We start from the raw sequence: 14,156 nt of genomic DNA on the forward strand, positions 1-14,156 counted from the left end.
AGGGTCGCAAGTGCCGCAAAAGGTTGTCGTTGTCGCTCGAGGTCATCCCGGCTGCGGGGGATGGCCATTAGGCCCCGCAGTTGCAGGTTGGGCAGTTTCGCGATCGCGCTCGCCAGGGCGTCGAGCTCGTCCGGGGCGACGCCGGCCTTGCTCTCCTCAGCGTCGATATTGACCTGGATACAGAGCTTGAGTGGCGCCAGTCCCGGTGGGCGCTGGGCGCTTAACCGTTGCGCCACCCGCAGGCGGTCAATACTGTGAACCCAGTCAAACTGCTCGGCGATTTTTCGTGTTTTATTGGCCTGAATCGGGCCGATGAAATGCCAGCGGATATCGGCCAGATCCTGCAGGGCCTGTTGTTTGTCCAGCGCTTCCTGCAGGTAGTTTTCGCCGAAAGCGCGCTGGCCTGCCAAATAGCACTCGCGCAGGGCTGCGGCGGGCTGGCCCTTGCTCACTGCCAGAAGGTGAACGTCAGCGGGGTCGCGCTGCGCCGACAGGGCGGCGGTTTGAATCTGGCGGTGAACTCGGTGAAGATTGTCGGCTATAGTAGGCATATACTTGCTCAAGGCCCGTCCTGCTGCTCCCGGGAGAGCGGTAGGTTAACCCAGAATTACAGGATTGACTCATGGATATTACGGAATTGCTGGCATTCAGCGTCAAACAGGGTTCATCGGATTTGCACCTCTCCGCCGGTTTGCCGCCGATGATCAGGATTGACGGTGATATGCGGCGGGTCAACCTGCCGCCGCTGGCGCACAAGGAAGTTCACCAGCTGGTCTATGACATCATGAATGACAAGCAGCGCCGGGACTACGAGGAATTTCTGGAGACGGACTTCTCCTTTGAAGTGCCCGGCGTGGCCCGCTTCCGGGTCAATGCCTTCAACCAGAACCGCGGCGCGGCGGCGGTGTTCCGGACCATTCCCTCGCGGGTGTTGACGTTGGAAGATCTCGGCTTTGGCCAGGTGTTCCGCAATCTCTCCATGCTGCCCCGCGGCCTGGTGCTGGTGACCGGACCCACCGGCTCCGGTAAATCCACCACCCTGGCGGCGATGGTGGATTACGTTAACGAAAACCGCTACCAGCACATCCTCACCATCGAGGACCCGATCGAATTCGTGCACGAGAGCAAGAAGTGCCTGGTCAACCAGCGCGAGGTGCACCGCGACACCCACGGTTTCAGTGAGGCACTGCGCTCGGCGCTGCGGGAAGACCCGGATATTATTCTGGTGGGCGAGATGCGCGACCTGGAGACCATCCGCCTGGCGCTGACCGCCTCGGAAACCGGCCACCTGGTGTTCGGCACCCTGCACACCACCTCGGCGGCGAAGACCATCGACCGGATTGTCGACGTGTTCCCGGCGGCTGAGAAATCCATGGTGCGGGCGATGCTGTCGGAGTCGCTGCAGGCGGTGATTTCCCAGACCCTGATGAAGAAAATCGGCGGCGGCCGGATCGCCGCCCACGAGATCATGATCGGCACCCCGGCCATTCGCAACCTGATCCGGGAAGAAAAGATCGCGCAGATGTATTCCGCCATCCAGACCGGTGCCTCCTACGGCATGCAGACCATGGACCAGAACCTCCACCGTCTGGTTGGCCAGAAAGTCATCACCCGGGAAGCGGCCAAAGAGAAGGCCAAAATGCCGGACGAATTCTAGTTTTACGCACAGGGCGCAGCCCGGTCAGATTGCTGCCGGGGTAAAGGTTAGAGAGCTCGAGTTTGGGAGAAGGTAATGGATTTTGACGTATTGCTGAAATTGATGGTCGAGAAGCAGGCCTCCGACCTGTTTATCACCACCGGTGTGGCCCCTAGTATCAAGGTGAACGGCGTGATTTTGCCGGTCGGCAAGACACCGTTGACGCCGGAAAAGGCCCACCAGGTGGTCGAGAGCATCATGGATGAAAAACAGCGCCTGGAGTTTCGCGACAAGAAAGAACTCAACTTCGCCATCGGTCGCGCGGGTGTCGGCCGTTTCCGGGTCAGTGCGTTCTACCAGCGCAATGAGCCGGGCATGGTGTTGCGCCGCATTGAAACCATTATTCCCACCGTCGAAGAGCTGTTGTTGCCGCCGATTCTCAACGATCTGGTGATGACCAAGCGGGGCATTATCATCTTTGTGGGCGCCACCGGCACCGGTAAGTCCACTTCCCTGGCGGCGATGATCGGGCACCGCAATCGCAATTCCCACGGCCATATCATTTCCGTGGAAGACCCCATTGAATTTGTCCACCAGCACGCCGGCTGTATCGTCACCCAGCGCGAGGTGGGGGTGGACACGGTGTCTTTTGAAGTGGCCCTACGCAATACCCTGCGGCAGGCGCCGGACGTGATCCTGATCGGCGAGATTCGCACCCCGGAAACCATGGAGCACGCCATTACCTTTGCGGAAACCGGTCACCTGGTGCTGGCCACGCTGCACGCCAACAATGCCAACCAGGCGCTGGACCGCATTCAGCACTTCTTTCCGGCCGAGCGCCACGGACAGCTGTGGATGGACCTGTCGTTGAACCTGAAAGCGATGATTGCCCAGCAGCTGATTCCGCTGGCAGATGGCAGCGGTCGCCGCGCCGCCATCGAAATTCTCATCAATACGCCACTGGTCGGTGACCTGATCCGCAAGGGCGAGGTGCACAAACTGAAAGAGTTGATGGCCCGCTCCACCGAGCTCGGTATGCAGACCTTTGACCAGGCGCTGTACGGCCTCTATGACGAGGGCCTGATCACCTACGAAGACGCCATGACCTACGCCGATTCGAAAAATGATCTGCGGCTGTTGATCAAGCTGCAATCGGAAACCGATGCCGGCTACCTCTCCAATGCCGCCGACGAGTTGCAGGTGGAGGAGGATCGGGACGACCGCATTAACCGCTTCTAGTCGTCAGGGAGCCAGCGCTGCGGACGGGTCCGAAAACCAGGTTTCCAGGATCATTGCCGCAGCCAGGTCGTCCACCGGTTGCCGGCGATAACTGGCGGGGCGTTTGCCCTGGTCCCGCTGCTGTCCCTTGGCGGCGAAGGTGGTGAGGCGTTCGTCAACCATCAGCACCGCAATGCCAAAGCGACCGTGCAAGCGGCGGGCAAACTTGCGCGCGCGCTGGCAAAAATCGCTTTCACTGCCGTCCATATTCAGCGGCAGTCCCACCAGTAATTGATCCGGTTGCCATTCCGATAACAGCTGCCCTATCTGCTGCCAGTCGGGAATGCCGTCCCGCGCCTTGAGGACGGCCAGCGGGTTGGCGGTATGGGTCAGGGTCTGCCCCACGGCCACGCCGATCTGGCCGGTGCCAAAATCAAAGGCCAGCAGTGAGCGGGGTTGCCTTATGGGTGGCGTTGCGTCAGGCGTGACCGGCATTGCTGCTCAGCTGGTTCAGGTCGATACCGATCTTGGCGGCGGCGGCCTGGGCGCGCTGTTCACAGGGCACATCGAAGATGATGTTGGCGTCGCCGGGCACGGTGAGCCAGGCATTGTGGGCCAGTTCCTCTTCCAGCTGTCCCGGTCCCCAGCCGGCGTAGCCGAGGGTCACCAGCATGTCGCTGGGACCCTGTTCCTCGGCGATGTCGGAGATGATGTCCCGGGATGAGGTGAGGCTGATGTCGCTGGAAATGGGCAGGGTGGCTTCCCACTCCCGCTGCCCGGGGCGGTGCAACACAAAGCCCCGGTCAATCTGTACCGGCCCACCGGACATCAGTGGTTCGCTGCCCACCCGGGGAGAGTAGCTGAGCTCAAATTGTTCGAAAATCTGACTGAGGGGGATTTCCAGGGGATTATTGATCACCAGCCCCATGGCGCCGTCCTCGGAGTGATCGCAGACGTAGATAACCGAATGGGAGAAGTTGGGGTCATGTAACCCCGGCATGGCCACCAGAAAGTAGTTGGCCAGGCTCTGGAAGTCGTGGCCAGTCATTTTGTCACTCATACAGGGAGTATGGCCTCGGTACCGCGGAAAACAAGTATTGTGATGGTCGATCGGGGCATTTAGTTGGAGGTGTTGAGCCGGTGGCCGGCCTCAAAACGCCAGGTGCGGATAATTTCCAGCTTGTCCCACTGCCGCATTTCGGCGGGGAATTGGGCAAAGGGTGAGGCCAGTCGCACCGTGCGCACCGCCGCCTGGTCCAGTACCCGCTGCCCGGAGCTGAGCAGAATTTCAACGCCTTCCACACTGCCATCCGGCAGCAGCGTCACGGCCATTCTCAGATCGCCGTAGAGGCCTTTGCGGCGCGCTTCTTCCGGGTAGTTCCTGTTGCCCACCAGCTCAATGCGATCAATCCAGTAGCGCAGGTAGGTGGCGTGCTCGGCGGCCATGGTGCTGGCGGAGGTCACCCGCAACACTTTCGGCAGTTTGCTGTACAGGCGCTGTTGTTCGTCCAGCTTGGCCTTGAGGCTGGCAAATTCCAGTTGCGTGGCGGCGGTCTTCGGCGGTGTCTCACTGGCCTCGCTGGTGTCTTTTTCCAGCTTGTCGCTGGCGAGGTCTGTGCTGTCCGCCACGGTGCTGATCACCGGTGTCGCGCCCGGGCTGGCCCGCTGTTGCATGGGTACCGGCTGTGCGCCGAGTTTCTTGAGTTGGCTGTCAATCAGCTCCGGCTGTTGGTCGGTGGTGAGCTCCTCTGTCTGGTGCTGATTGCCGCTGCCCTGCTGGTTGTGCTGGGCCAGGAAATCGGCCCGTGTCGGCGCCTGGTCGCTGCGATGCTGGGCCAGGGTCACTTCGAGGGTGGGTGCCGGGGCCTGTTGTTGGTAGAGCTTGAAACCGATACCAAAGATCAGCAGGGCGTGAATGGCGATGGCCAGAAACAGTGAAAAGCCAAAGCGGTCCGGCTCATCCTGGGGGCGTACCTGCTCGATGGTGACGGCCATTAAGCCAGTCTCTTGGCGATGGCGTCCATCAGCTTGCCGCCGATGTCGGTGTGCTGCTCCCGGTCGATTTCCCGGGCACAGGTGGGGCTGGTGATGTTGATTTCAGTGAGGTAGTCGCCGATCACATCCAGACCGGCAAACAGAATGCCCTTTTCCTTCAGTACCGGGCCAATCTGGGCGGCAATCCACTGATCCCGCTCGGTCAGCGGGCGGACCACGCCGGTGCCCCCGGCGGCCAGGTTGCCGCGCAATTCGCCCTCTGCCGGAATGCGCGCCAGGCAGAAGGGCACCGGTTCGCCGTCCACCATCAGGATGCGCTTGTCGCCGTTGCTGATATCGGGAATAAATTTTTGCGCCATGATGGTCTGGCTGCCGTGTTTGGTCAGCATCTCGATAATGACATTGAGATTGGGGTCGTCGGGGCGCACCCGGAACACGGCGGTGCCGCCCATGCCATCGAGGGGCTTGTAGACCACATCGCCATGCTCTTGCCGGAAGCGTTTCAGGTGCGCGGCATCCCGGCTCACCAGCAGCGGCGGGGAGCACTGCGGGAACAGCGTGGCAAACACCTTCTCATTGCAGTCCCGCAGGCTTTGCGGCTTGTTGACCACCAGTACCCCGCGCTTTTCCGCCGCCTCGAGAATATAGGTGGTGTAGATGTACTCGCTGTCGAAGGGCGGGTCCTTGCGCATCAGCACCACGTCCAGGGATGACAGGGGCTGTTGCCGAGCGCTGCCGAGGCTGTACCAGTCCTGCAGGTCATCCCGCACCTCAAGGGGCGCCATGGTGGCGGTGGGTTCACCGTTTTCAATGGCCAGCTGGGACTGTTCCATGTACATCAGCTGCCAGCCCCGCCGCCGGGCGGCCAGCAGCAGGGCCAGGGTGGTGTCCTTCTTCGGGTTGATGCCGTTGATGGGGTCCATCACAACCCCGAGAGTTCTCGTCATAACTGTTACCTTTGTCACGCCACGAAAAACGACAAGTTCATTATGATGTCATTACGGCTGGCGGGTTTATCGGCTAAGGTAAGGGCAGCCACCCGACAGCGCAACTGTCAGGTGTGAAAACTGTGTACAGGTAGCAGTGACAACAGACCGTTATAGATAAAACCGGGTGATTGTGTTACATAATCCTCTGCTGGCACCAGTGGCCGGAGAGAACGCAAAACAACGGGGCGAACAGGTATGGAAGAACAATTTAATGGCCTGAAAGTGATGGTAATTGATGACAGCAATACCATTCGGCGCACGGCGGAGACGCTGCTCAGCAAGGCCGGTTGCGAGGTCATCACCGCCACCGACGGTTTTGACTCGCTCTCCAAAATTGCGGATACCAATCCCGATGTCATCTTTGTGGACATCATGATGCCCCGCCTCGACGGTTACCAGACCTGTGCGCTGGTCAAGAACAACAGCCAGTTCAAGCACACCCCGGTGATCATGTTGTCGAGCAAGGATGGCCTGTTTGACAAGGCCAAAGGCCGCATCGTGGGTGCCGACGATTACCTGACCAAGCCCTTCAGCAAGACTGAACTGTTTGACGCCCTGGCGAAGTTTTCCAACAGAACTGCCACGGACGCCGCATCCGCAACCAAGGATATCCCAAGCGAGGGGGCATATGGCGAGAATATTGATCGTTGATGATTCACCCACGGAAACGCACAAACTGACCGGTTTGTTGCAGAAGAACGGCTACGAAGTGCTGGCCGCGCAGAGTGGCGAGGATGGTTTGGAGCTGGCGGCCAGGGAGCAGCCGGATGCCATCCTGATGGATATTGTGCTGCCCGGCGTGAACGGTTTTCAGACCACCCGCCAGTTGAGCAAGGCCAGCGAGACCGAACACATCCCGGTGATTATCGTCACCACCAAGGATCAGGATACCGACAAGGTCTGGGGCATGCGGCAGGGTGCCAAAGCCTATCTGACCAAGCCGGTGAGTGAAAAAAGCCTGATCAGTGTACTGAAGGAAGTAATCAGTTGAAGACTGGTTGCTGACGAGGAATGACCAGCCAGCGTTCACCGTTCAAGGTGCTTCTCTCTCTCGCGCAGCGCTATGCCGAAAATGCGCGAGACCTGCCCGCCCAGCAGGATATTGTCGCCACCCGCAAAGTGGTGTGTTTTTCCCTGCTCGGCCACAATCTGGCGCTGCCCCTGGAAGAGCTGATCGAAATTATTGAAATGCCCCTGTACACCCCCTTGCCGAGGGTGAAACACTGGGTGATCGGCATGGCCAACCTGCGCGGCCGACTGCTGCCGGTGATCAACCTAGCGGAGTTCCTCGGCGGCAGGCTGACCGCAGCGCCCAAGGTGCAGCGGGTCGTGGTGATAGAAATGCTGGGTATTTTTATCGGCCTGGCGGTGGATCGGGTATACGGTATGCGTCACTTCAAGGTGGATACGTTCAGCCGTCGCGCCGACCTCGTCCCGGAAGCGCTGGTCCCCTATGTGCAAGGCAGTTTTGTCCAGCCCGACAGCGCCTGGGTGTTGTTGCGTCCCGGCCAGCTGTTAAATGACCATCGCTTTATGGAGGTGGCGGCCTGAACCGCCATCACAACCTGTATTGGCACATCAACCGTGGAGCGGTTATCTCTTTCCCGGAGTGACATTGAAATGAAATCTGGTACCAACAAAGCAAAGACCAACTCGTTTATCACGTTCCTTTCCGTGGTGTTGATGGTGGTGGTGGTCTTTCTCGGCTTCGACCTGCTGGTGGTGTTCAAGCAGACCTCCATGGACCAGCAAAGTCTGCAGTTGATGTCCGAGCTGCGCGCCCAGTCCTACCGCCTGGTGAGCCTGTCGCGGGAATCCGCCTCCGGGGATGAGGAGTCCTTTGGCGAGTTGCAGGGTCTGGTGGATCAGATGCAGCAGAGCTGGGAGCGCCTCAGCCACAACCTGCAGGTGGAGATCGACAGCACCCAGTTGAGCGGCCTGGAAAGCGCCTGGATGCAGGCCCATCAGAATGCCCAGACCATTATCGACAGCAAACAGCCGGTGATTTTTCTCAACCAGGTTGCGCGCACCCTCAACCGCACCCTGCCGGATCTGCAGCAGGAGCACACCCAGGTGGTGGAAGTGCTGCTGGCCAACCGCGCCCCTGCTGATCAGTCCGCCTTTGCCCAGGCGCAGTCCTGGCGGGCTGAACGCATTGGCCGCAATGTAGACCGGATGCTCGCCGGGGGAGCCGATGCCGAGCAGGCCGCGGAACAGTTTGCCCGCGATATCAAGTTGTTTGGCGATGTCCTGTCCGCCATGAAAAACGGCAACCAGGCCATGGGCATCAGCCGTGTGACCGTGCCGTCGGCGGTGGGTAGCCTGGCGCGTATTACCGAACAGTTCGCCTTTGTCAGCAGTTCGATGCAGGAAATTTTCGATGCCACCCCGGCGCTGTTTCGCGCCATCAAGGCCACCAATACCATTCTCGATAAGGCGCCACAGTTGCAGGAGCAGCTCGGGGCCATGTCCGACGCCATCGCCAAGTTGCCCGAGACCCGGGACTTCACCTACAGCAGGGCGCTCTACGCGGGCATCTTTGGCATCTTTGTGATGACCCTGATGGCGTTTATGAATTCGGCCCAAACCCGCCGTCGGCTGCGGGACTCCGCCACCGACAACGAACAGAACCAGCAGGCCATCCTGCGGCTGCTGGACGAAATTGCCGGCCTCGGTGAAGGGGACCTGACCAATCACGCCACCGTGACCGAGGATTTCACCGGCGCCATCGCCGACTCCATCAACTACGCCATCGACCAGTTGCGTATCCTGGTGGCGCAGATCCAGGACACGTCGGAAAACGTCTCGGCGGCCGCCAACGAAACCCGCGCCACCGCCTTGCAACTGGCGGAAGCCTCCGAGCACCAGGCCCAGGAAATTGCCGGAGCCTCAGCGGCGATCAATGAAATGGCGGTGACCATCGATCAGGTCTCGGCCAATTCCACCGAATCCGCCAACGTGGCGGAAAAATCCGTGTCGATCGCCAAGAAGGGCGCCGAGGTGGTGCAAAACACCATCGGCGGCATGGATACCATCCGCGAGCAGATCCAGGACACCTCCAAGCGCATCAAGCGGCTGGGGGAGAGTTCACAGGAGATCGGCGACATCGTATCGCTGATCAACGACATTGCCGATCAGACCAATATCCTCGCCCTGAACGCCGCCATCCAGGCGTCCATGGCCGGTGATGCGGGCCGCGGTTTCGCGGTGGTGGCGGACGAGGTGCAGCGACTGGCGGAACGCTCCGCCGGGGCCACCAAGCAGATCGCCGCGCTGGTCAAGACCATTCAGACCGATACCAATGAAGCGGTCAGCTCCATGGAGCAGACCACTTCCGAGGTGGTGAAGGGTGCCGAGCGCGCCCATGCGGCGGGTGTGGCGCTGGAGGAGATCGAAACGGTATCCGCGGACCTGGCGGAATTGATTCAGGATATTTCCACCGCGGCCAAACACCAGGCCACCACGGCCGGCCACGTGTCCCGGACCATGAATGTGATTCAGGACATCACTTCCCAGACCCTGTCCGGTACCAACAACACCGCCCAGTCCATTGGCGAACTGGCTGAACTGGCGGTGGAGCTGCGCAATTCGGTGTCGGGGTTCAAGTTGCCGGCGTCCATGGAGCGGGCGCTGTCAGAATATGAATTCCCGGAGCCCGAAGATTACGACGAGTACCCCTACGAAGATGAGCCGGCCGCCGCCGAGGAAGAGACCGTCGGGCTGGCCGAGGTCGAGGCCGTGGCGAACCCTGAACCCGCGCCCCAGCCGGCAGTGGCAAAGCGCCCCATGCGCGGCGCGGCGCTGACCGAGGACGAGTTTGACCTGATTGACAAGGCGCTCCATCCGGTTGCCGATACGCCCGCAGCTGCTGCTGAAGATGCCCCTGCCAATGCGGCCGAAGACATCGGCGCCATGTTGAAAGAGGCCGAGGCAACCCGGGATGAGCTCAGTGAAGATCTGGCGGGGGAATCCGCAGACTACGGTGATTACGACGAAGCCGCCCTGCTCAAGTCGCTGCAGGACGACGACCTGGACAGCGAACTGGATTTTGACGCGCTGACGGCGGATTTCTACGCTGAGGATGATGTGGATACAAAGAACGGTGACAAGGAAGCTGACAGTGCCGATCAGGGTGCCGGCCCGAAACAACCGACGCAAGCCCCAGAACAGGCCTGATCCCGCTGCGGAGAACCCCATGGAGCAGCACGAGGCATTGACGGATAGCGCATTCAACCGCTGGGCGGGGCTGCTGGAGCAGCGAACCGGCGTTCGTGTCACCCCCGCGTGGGAAGGGCATATGCGCCGCACCCTCAATGCCCGACTGAATGGCGTTGGCAACGATGGCGCGCGCCCCGGCGGGGAATGGCCTGGCGATTGGCAGGGGTTGCTCGACCAGCTGCTGATCCGGGAGACCGCATTCTTTCGACACCGTCCCTCTTTTGATTTCCTGGCGTGTTACCTGGCAGAGCGGGCGCCGTCCGCGGCGGCTGCCCCTTTGCGATTCTGGAGTGCCGGTTGTGCCAGCGGTGAGGAGGCCTACTCGATGGTCATCACCGCGCAGCAGGCGTTGCCCGCTAGCCGCTTCGAGATTCTGGCCACGGATATCTCCGCGGCAGCGCTGCGACAGGCCCGTGCCGCCACCTACAGCGCGGCGGCGCTGTCCGACCTGACAGCGCCGGAACGCGCCGGTTTTCAGACGCTGGGCGACGGTCGGGTGCAGCTACAGGCGTCGCTGCGCCGCCCAGTGCAGTTTGTGCTACACAATCTGGTCGACCGCGATTGGCCGGCGGAGGCCCGCGACATGGATGTCATTTTCTGTCAGCACCTGCTGATTTATTTTGGCCATGAGCGGCGCGACGCCCTGGTCGCCAGGTTGGCCAGCCGCCTGAAGCCGGGCGGTTGCCTGGTGCTGGGACCGGGGGAATACCTGTCTCGAGCGGTACCCGGAATGCAGCGGGATCGTTGCAGCGAGGCGCTGGTGTTCGTGCGCGGCAAAGATAGCGGGCTGGAGTATTAGATGGACGCACAAGGCGGACTGCAGGGCTTGTCCTGGCTGACCACGGAGGTGGCGGCGACCCTCGACGAGGCCGCCACCGAGTTGGGCGCTTTTCTGGCCGACAACAGCGATGATGTGTCCATGCGCCACTGCCTCGACCTGCTCCACCAGGTGCATGGGGCGCTGCTGATGGCCGAATGTCACGGCCCCTTGCTGTTGGCGGAAGAAATGCAGCGGGTGGCCCAGCGGCTGGTCGACAACCGCATCGTTGCCATTGCCGAGGCCTGTGAAGTGCTGGTCCAGGCTTTCATCCGCCTGCCGGGCTATCTGCGCCAGTTGCTGACCAGCCGCCGCGACCAGCCTGAGACCCTGCTGTGGTTGCTCAACGAGCTGCGCGCTGTCCAGGGTGAGCCACTGGTGTCGGAAACCGCGTATTTCTTTCCGCAGATGATTGCCAGCCAGCAGCTCAGCAAATCCTACAATCGCCAGCCGGACCCGGTGGCCATGGCCAACCTGCTGCGCAAATTGCGGCAGATGTACCAGTACGCGCTGATGGGGGTGGTCAAGGGCGAAAAAACCGAGGAAAACTTCGGTTATCTGGACAAGGTTTTCTCCCGTCTCCGGGAACTCAGCAAGGGTATGCCCAGGGAGCAGCTGTGGACGGTGGTGCTGGCGCTGCTGGAGGGTATTGCGGCAAAGGACATTCCCCTCGGCCAGGCCGTTCAGAAGTTGCTGCGGCAATTGGAGGGGGAAATCCGCCGCCTCTCCCAGGCCGGTTACGACGGCCTGTCACAGCCGCTGCCGGAAGTGCTGCTGAAAAACCTGCTGTTCTATATTGCCCACGCCCGCAGTGACGGGCCCAGGGCCTCGCTGGTCAGGCAGCAATTTCACCTCGACCAGGCGCTGCCGGATGTGCTGATGCAGGCTGCCGGCGACGGCCTGTCACCGCTCTACCAGCCCGATGCCGCCCAGATCATGGTCGCGGCGCTGGCTGAGGAATTTGCCCTGCTCAAGGAAGCCCTGGCGCAACTGGTGGACACCCACATGGCGGACGGCAACCTGGTGGCGGACAGCGACCAGCGCCTGAAACGCATCTCAGACTCGCTGGCGATGCTCGGCCGGGGCGATCAGCGCCGGCAGGTGGACGAGGCGCGGGTGCAGTGGTTGAACTATCGCCAGAATCCGGAAGATCGCAGTGCGTTGCTGCCGATGGCCGACAAACTGGTGGCGGCCGAGAATGGCCTGCACGGCTGGCTCGAGCAAAATCGACAGCTGATCGAGGGTGCCGCGATCAGCAGCGAAATGCAGGTCGAAGTGAACCGCGCCCAGGCGACCCTGCTGGCGGAAGCGCAAGCCGGCCTGGAAAAGATCAAGGAAATCATCGTCGACTTCATCGCCTCCCGCTGGCAGCGGGACAAACTCGACGGTGTTGCCCGGCTGCTCACCGAGGTGCGCGGCGCGCTGCGCGTGCTGGAATTACCCCGGGCCGCCAGGGTGCTGGAATCCTGCCAGCGCTACCTGGAAGAAGAGGTGCTGGCAGAGCACAGCGTGCCCAACTGGAACATGCTGGACGCCCTGGCGGAAGCCCTGACCAGTATTGAATACTATCTCGATGTGATGGATCAGCGGGACGAAGCCTCCGAGGAGATGGTGCTGTCCCTGGCGGAGCAGGGCGTGGCCAAGCTGGGTTTCCCGGTCACCGCCACGGGCAAGCCCGGTTCCGCCGCCATGCCAACACCGCCGACTGATCCTGAGATCGTTCCGCCCGTCGAGGCCGAGCCCGCAGTGCCGGAGGTGGTCGCCGGGGAACCGGAAGAAGCCGTCGACGACGAGATCGTCGAGGTGTTTCTGGAGGAGGTGGCCGAGGTGCTGGCGCTGATGGCGGAGCAGTACCAGCTATGGACAGACAACTCGGACAGCAACGCGGCGATGACAGAAATTCGTCGCGCCTTCCATACCCTCAAGGGCGGTGCCCGCATGCTGGGCGCCGAAACCCTGGGAGAGTTGGCCTGGGCGCAGGAAAACCTGCTGAACCGGGTACTGGAAAAGCGGGTGGTCGTGACCCCCACACTGATGGCCCTGGTGGATCTCGGCCGCGAAGCGATTCCCGAGCTGGCCGAGTCTTTCCGCCTGCGACAGCCCCCGGCTCGCGCGGGCTATATCGCCCAGCTGATCGTGGCCGCGGAGGCGCTGGCCGTGGGCGAAGAGGCCGCGTTGCCATTGGCCGAAGCCAATCCGGTGGCGGTGGCCGAAGACGGCACTTCTGCCGATGCCCCTGAATTGAGTGTTGAGCTGTCAGTCACACCGCCCGCTGTCGATGCCGAGCAGCTGGAGCTGTTGACCATCTTTGCGGAAGAAGCGGCCGAGCATCTGGCGGTGGTGGGCCAGTTTGTGCAGGAACAACGCCAGGAGGCGCCGGTTTATACGCCGCCGAGCAGTGCCCTGCAAAGTGCCCTGCACACCCTCAAGGGCAGTGCCAGAATGGCGGGGGTGGAGTCCATTGGCGATCTGGCGACTCCGCTGGAACACTTTATCAAGGAGTTGTATACCTACCAGCTCAATGTCGACGGGGACATTGTCGACCTGCTGGAGGATGCCACCACCTACAGTCGCCTGTCCCTGTCCGTGCTGCAGAGCCAGGGCAGGGTCGAGGATATTCCCGAGCTACCCGAGTTTCTGGAGCGCCTCTCGGAACTACGGGATCGCGCCATGGCCCACATTCTGGGCGGCGGCGGAAAAGAGCCACTCCGGGTCGACCCCGAACTGTTGAACCTGCTGATGACCGAGGGCATGCAGCCGCTGCTGGATGCCGATCAGGGTATCCAGCAATGGCGGCAACTGCCCGGCGAGGATGCGCCGCTGAGATTGTTCCGCGATGAACTGTCGCAACTGGCGGAGGCCGCTGAGCGTGCCGGTGCGATCGCCATGGGCCAGCTCGCCCGGCAGCTCGGTGCGGCCTACAACGGCATCATCGAGACCGCCAGGGCGCCGCAGCATGCGCTGATCGCCACCCTGCTGGAGGCCCACAATGCCCTGCTGGCGATGGTGGATGCGGTCGCCGCCAATCAGGATCTGCAAGTGCCTGCGGACGCCCTGCAACAGGCGCTGGGCGATCTCGCCACGGCTGCGCCCGAGGCCCCTGTGGCGGTGGAGATTCCCTCGACTGCCGACATGCCTCAAGCTGCTGTCGAACAAGTCGAACAAGTCGAACAAGTCGAACAAGTCGAACAAGTCGAACAAGTCGAACAAGTCGAACAAGTCGAACAAGTCGAACAAGTCGAACAAGTCGAACAAGTCGAACAAGTCGAACAAGTCGAACAAG

At 61.5% G+C, this 14,156-nt stretch carries 12 protein-coding genes and 1 pseudogene; 8 read left to right on the forward strand and 5 right to left on the reverse strand.

Annotation, left to right across the window (positions count from 1 at the left end):
• Positions 1–551, reverse strand: a 551-nt coding sequence (locus tag ABY948_RS06405) for a YggS family pyridoxal phosphate-dependent enzyme (protein WP_461481691.1), incomplete at its 3' end; no start/stop codon positions are given.
• A 71-nt stretch (positions 552–622) separates the two neighbouring features.
• Here ABY948_RS06405 and ABY948_RS06410 point away from each other — a divergent pair.
• Together ABY948_RS06410 and ABY948_RS06415 are read left to right on the forward strand one after the other, a co-directional pair.
• On the forward strand, positions 623–1,657 hold the full coding sequence (locus ABY948_RS06410) for a type IV pilus twitching motility protein PilT (RefSeq protein ID WP_461481692.1): 1,035 nt from the start codon (positions 623–625) through the stop codon (positions 1,655–1,657).
• 75 nt (positions 1,658–1,732) lie between these two features.
• Entirely contained in the window at positions 1,733–2,875 is a 1,143-nt protein-coding gene (locus ABY948_RS06415) for a PilT/PilU family type 4a pilus ATPase (protein WP_461481693.1), read from the forward strand.
• Positions 2,876–2,878: 3 nt separating this feature from the next.
• Here ABY948_RS06415 and ruvX read toward each other — a convergent pair whose 3' ends face one another.
• The 4 genes from ruvX to gshB are packed head-to-tail and all read right to left on the reverse strand — an operon-like array spanning position 2,879 to position 5,796.
• The gene (ruvX, locus tag ABY948_RS06420; RefSeq protein WP_461481694.1) at positions 2,879–3,349 is read right to left on the reverse strand and encodes a Holliday junction resolvase RuvX; all 471 of its coding nucleotides are present in this window, start codon (positions 3,347–3,349) and stop codon (positions 2,879–2,881) included.
• A complete protein-coding gene (locus tag ABY948_RS06425) occupies positions 3,333–3,914 on the reverse strand; it encodes a YqgE/AlgH family protein (RefSeq protein WP_461481695.1) in 582 nt (193 codons plus the stop codon). Before ABY948_RS06425 ends, ruvX begins: the two co-directional genes overlap by 17 nt.
• Positions 3,915–3,973: 59 nt before the next feature.
• A complete protein-coding gene (locus ABY948_RS06430) occupies positions 3,974–4,849 on the reverse strand; it encodes an energy transducer TonB family protein (protein ID WP_461481696.1) in 876 nt (291 codons plus the stop codon).
• Positions 4,849–5,796, reverse strand: a complete 948-nt coding sequence (gene gshB / locus ABY948_RS06435; RefSeq protein WP_461481697.1) for a glutathione synthase — start codon at positions 5,794–5,796, stop codon at positions 4,849–4,851. Before gshB ends, ABY948_RS06430 begins: the two co-directional genes overlap by 1 nt.
• Positions 5,797–6,033: 237 nt before the next feature.
• Between gshB and ABY948_RS06440 the strand changes: the two genes are divergently transcribed.
• The 6 genes and pseudogenes from ABY948_RS06440 to ABY948_RS06465 all read left to right on the forward strand — a co-directional run.
• On the forward strand, positions 6,034–6,489 hold the full coding sequence (locus ABY948_RS06440; protein WP_461481698.1) for a response regulator: 456 nt from the start codon (positions 6,034–6,036) through the stop codon (positions 6,487–6,489).
• Entirely contained in the window at positions 6,467–6,829 is a 363-nt protein-coding gene (locus tag ABY948_RS06445; protein WP_461481699.1) for a response regulator, read from the forward strand. Before ABY948_RS06440 ends, ABY948_RS06445 begins: the two co-directional genes overlap by 23 nt.
• Before the next feature lie 20 nt (positions 6,830–6,849).
• Positions 6,850–7,389 (forward strand): chemotaxis protein CheW, encoded by a 540-nt coding sequence (locus ABY948_RS06450; protein WP_461481700.1) that lies wholly within the window; start codon positions 6,850–6,852, stop codon positions 7,387–7,389.
• A gap of 69 nt (positions 7,390–7,458) precedes the next feature.
• Positions 7,459–9,594: pseudogene (locus ABY948_RS06455) on the forward strand (methyl-accepting chemotaxis protein); the annotation flags it as partial.
• Between the two features lie 439 nt (positions 9,595–10,033).
• Positions 10,034–10,855 (forward strand): CheR family methyltransferase, encoded by an 822-nt coding sequence (locus ABY948_RS06460; RefSeq protein WP_461481701.1) that lies wholly within the window; start codon positions 10,034–10,036, stop codon positions 10,853–10,855.
• Positions 10,856–14,156: Hpt domain-containing protein (locus ABY948_RS06465; protein ID WP_461481702.1), on the forward strand; the 3,301-nt coding region annotated here is incomplete at its 3' end.

Origin of the sequence: Porticoccus sp. (genome assembly GCF_041592135.1) — a bacterium.
Lineage (GTDB): Bacteria > Pseudomonadota > Gammaproteobacteria > Pseudomonadales > Porticoccaceae > Porticoccus.

Excerpts from the sequence above, each read along its gene's own strand:
- ABY948_RS06415 (WP_461481693.1), top strand. The coding sequence starts at position 1,733 with ATGGATTTTGACGTATTGCTGAAATTGATGGTCGAGAAGCAGGCCTCC.
- ruvX (WP_461481694.1), bottom strand. The coding sequence starts at position 3,349 with ATGCCGGTCACGCCTGACGCAACGCCACCCATAAGGCAACCCCGCTCA.
- ABY948_RS06430 (WP_461481696.1), bottom strand. The coding sequence starts at position 4,849 with ATGGCCGTCACCATCGAGCAGGTACGCCCCCAGGATGAGCCGGACCGC.
- ABY948_RS06460 (WP_461481701.1), top strand. The coding sequence starts at position 10,034 with ATGGAGCAGCACGAGGCATTGACGGATAGCGCATTCAACCGCTGGGCG.
- ABY948_RS06450 (WP_461481700.1), top strand. The coding sequence starts at position 6,850 with ATGACCAGCCAGCGTTCACCGTTCAAGGTGCTTCTCTCTCTCGCGCAG.
- ABY948_RS06425 (WP_461481695.1), bottom strand. The coding sequence starts at position 3,914 with ATGAGTGACAAAATGACTGGCCACGACTTCCAGAGCCTGGCCAACTAC.
- ABY948_RS06440 (WP_461481698.1), top strand. The coding sequence starts at position 6,034 with ATGGAAGAACAATTTAATGGCCTGAAAGTGATGGTAATTGATGACAGC.
- gshB (WP_461481697.1), bottom strand. The coding sequence starts at position 5,796 with ATGACGAGAACTCTCGGGGTTGTGATGGACCCCATCAACGGCATCAAC.
- ABY948_RS06445 (WP_461481699.1), top strand. The coding sequence starts at position 6,467 with ATGGCGAGAATATTGATCGTTGATGATTCACCCACGGAAACGCACAAA.
- ABY948_RS06410 (WP_461481692.1), top strand. The coding sequence starts at position 623 with ATGGATATTACGGAATTGCTGGCATTCAGCGTCAAACAGGGTTCATCG.